Raw genomic sequence first — 2,516 nt, 5'->3', positions numbered from 1 at the left:
AAAAAAAAATGGAGATAAATGGGAAATTTTTACACATGGTGGAAGAAACAATACTGGAATTGATTCAATAGAATTTGCATCAAAAATGGAAAGTAGTGGAGCAGGGGAGCTATTAGTAACATCAATGGATAGAGATGGTACACAAGTAGGTTATGATATTGAGCTTATGTCTAAAATTTCATCCAAGGTAAATATTCCTGTCATTGCATCAGGTGGAGTAGGGAATTTAGATCATTTAGTTGATGGAATTAAATTAGGAAATGCTAGTGCAGTCTTAGCAGCATCAATATTTCATTATGGCAAACACTCTGTAAAAGAGGCGAAGGAATATCTGGATTCAAAAGGAATACCTGTTAGAATTTAGTATGCTTAATACATTAGAAAATTTAATTAAACTTGCAAGAGAAAGAAAAACTAATCCAGTTGAAGGCTCTTATACAAACAAATTGCTTACAGACAAATCTCTCAGCAAAGCAAAGGTCTTAGAAGAAATTGATGAATTAATTGAAGCTATTGAAGAAAATACAAACAAAATACACGAAGCTGCTGATGTATTTTATCATTTATTAATGTATTTAGAAGCTAATGATGTGAAAATTGAAGAAGTAATGGAAGAATTAGAAAAAAGAAAAAAATGAGTTACGATGACAATAATATTTTTGCTAAAATTTTACGTGGAGAGATACCTTGCAATAAAATTTATGAAGATGATTATGTTTTGTCATTTCATGATATCAACCCACAAAAGAAAGTTCATGCTTTAGTAATTCCTAAGGGAAAATATATAGATCTTGATGATTTTAGTGTGAATGCATCATCAGAAGAGATGGTAGGTCTTTTGAAAGGTATTAATATAGTTGCAAAAAAGCTTGGTATTTCAACAGAAGTAGGACAAGGCTATAGGGCACTAGCTAATATTAGTGATCATGGTGGTCAAGAGGTCCCGCATTTACATTTTCATTTATTTGGTGGTGAACGTGTTGGAAAAATGGTTGAGTGACAGAAGAAGTTAAAAGAAATTATCTAGAAATAAACTCACTTTATGATTTAAAAGAGGGTGAACAACCTTCAGATGATTATATTGTTTATTCAACTGAACCAACTGACTTTCAGTTAAATAAATTTTTTTATAAAAATATAGGTAAAAAACATAAGTGGATCGATAGATTAATATGGACAGAAGAGCAGTGGATCAAATACGTATCTAATAAAAATGTTAAAACATTTGTATTAAAAAATAAAAAAGACTTAGTTGGTTTTTTTGAATTAATTATTCATTCCGAAAAGAAAGAAGTGGAAATAGCATATTTTGGAATATTAGAGGAATACCAAAATAAAAAATTAGGTTCATTTTTATTATCGGATGCTATTAAAAAATCATTTCAACAAAATGTACAGAGAGTTTGGCTTCATACGTGTTCTTTGGATCATAAAAATGCACTTAATAATTATCTAGCTAGAGGAATGAAAATATTTAAATCAGAAATTGTTAAAATTTAATTTTGAAGAGGAGTTTTAAATATTTTTTCATCAACAATTTGATTTGATTTAACTGAATAAAGAAGTGTGACAGCAATATTTTGATAAATATCCTTAGTTTGCCAGCCAATTAAATTATAATTATTTATATCAAAAAAAATCTCTATTGATTGATTATTTTCATTTATTGTAAATTTGACTAGAGAATTATTAATAATTTCTTCATTTAATTCGGCTATTTTTTTTAATAAGAAATTTTTATCTAAAATAAAGTTTAATGGTGTTTTATCTAATGGATATCTGTAATAGCTCGAAGCAGATTTTATAACTAAAGATTTTCCATTTGAAACTATAACTTTGTTTTTTTGATCATATGCACAAAACATTTTTTTTGGATATTGAATTGTACAGTTTCCAAACTCAATTTTTCCATTTATATCTTGTTCAAAATCAAAATTTAAATTTAAAGTATCTTTTAATTTATTAATTATTTGATTTTTATTATTTGCATTTACCTCACTAGATAAACTAATTAGACAAACCAATAGCAACAACCTCAACATTAAAGAACGTCTCTTTTACCCACATGATTTGCTTTGCTAACAATTCCATCAGCTTCCATCATATCTATTATTCGTGCAGCTCTATTGTACCCAATTTGAAGTTTTCTTTGTAAAAACGAGGTAGATGCTTTTCCTTCAGATCTAATTATTTCAACAGCTTGTTGATATAATTCATCTTTATCCCCTTGATCTGTATTTGAACCCAACTCTTTTTCGTCAGCAAAATTCAAGATTTCATCAATATAATCTGGTTCCGCCTGTGATCTTAAAAAATTGTTTATTTTCTCTATCTCATTATCTGAAACAAATGGAGCATGAATTCTTACTATTCGGTTAGCAGATGACATATAAAGCATGTCACCCTTTCCTAATAACTGCTCTGCTCCTTGCTCACCTAAAATTGTTCTACTATCTATTTTTGAAGTCACTTGAAAAGATATTCTTGTTGGAAAATTAGCTTTAATTGTACCTGTT

At 28.3% G+C, this 2,516-nt stretch carries 6 protein-coding genes; 4 read left to right on the top strand and 2 right to left on the bottom strand.

Features of this window, described 5'->3' with window-relative positions:
- The 4 genes from AMN99_RS01405 to AMN99_RS01390 form a co-directional block, all read left to right on the top strand.
- Positions 1 to 364, top strand: a 364-nt coding sequence (locus tag AMN99_RS01405) for a HisA/HisF-related TIM barrel protein (protein WP_256998089.1), incomplete at its 5' end; no start/stop codon positions are given.
- Position 365: 1 nt separating this feature from the next.
- Positions 366 to 638: a phosphoribosyl-ATP diphosphatase gene (gene hisE / locus AMN99_RS01400; RefSeq protein ID WP_075506069.1), complete on the top strand. Its 273-nt coding sequence runs from the start codon at positions 366 to 368 to the stop codon at positions 636 to 638.
- Positions 635 to 1,000: a histidine triad nucleotide-binding protein gene (locus AMN99_RS01395; protein WP_075506068.1), complete on the top strand. Its 366-nt coding sequence runs from the start codon at positions 635 to 637 to the stop codon at positions 998 to 1,000. The genes hisE and AMN99_RS01395 overlap by 4 nt, the downstream gene beginning before the upstream one ends.
- Positions 997 to 1,500, top strand: coding sequence for a GNAT family N-acetyltransferase (locus AMN99_RS01390; RefSeq protein ID WP_075506067.1), 504 nt, complete (start codon positions 997 to 999; stop codon positions 1,498 to 1,500). The genes AMN99_RS01395 and AMN99_RS01390 overlap by 4 nt, the downstream gene beginning before the upstream one ends.
- Here AMN99_RS01390 and AMN99_RS01385 read toward each other — a convergent pair.
- Together AMN99_RS01385 and AMN99_RS01380 are read right to left on the bottom strand one after the other, a co-directional pair.
- Entirely contained in the window at positions 1,497 to 2,042 is a 546-nt protein-coding gene (locus AMN99_RS01385) for an outer-membrane lipoprotein carrier protein LolA (protein WP_075506066.1), read from the bottom strand. The genes AMN99_RS01390 and AMN99_RS01385 overlap by 4 nt on opposite strands.
- Positions 2,042 to 2,516 (bottom strand): DNA translocase FtsK (locus AMN99_RS01380; RefSeq protein ID WP_143323905.1); only part of this gene is annotated, 475 nt, incomplete at its 5' end. The genes AMN99_RS01380 and AMN99_RS01385, both read right to left, overlap by 1 nt.

Origin of the sequence: Candidatus Pelagibacter communis, from assembly GCF_001180225.1 — a bacterium.
Taxonomy (GTDB): domain Bacteria; phylum Pseudomonadota; class Alphaproteobacteria; order Pelagibacterales; family Pelagibacteraceae; genus Pelagibacter; species Pelagibacter ubique_D.
This window is presented reverse-complemented; position numbering and strand designations above follow the sequence as displayed.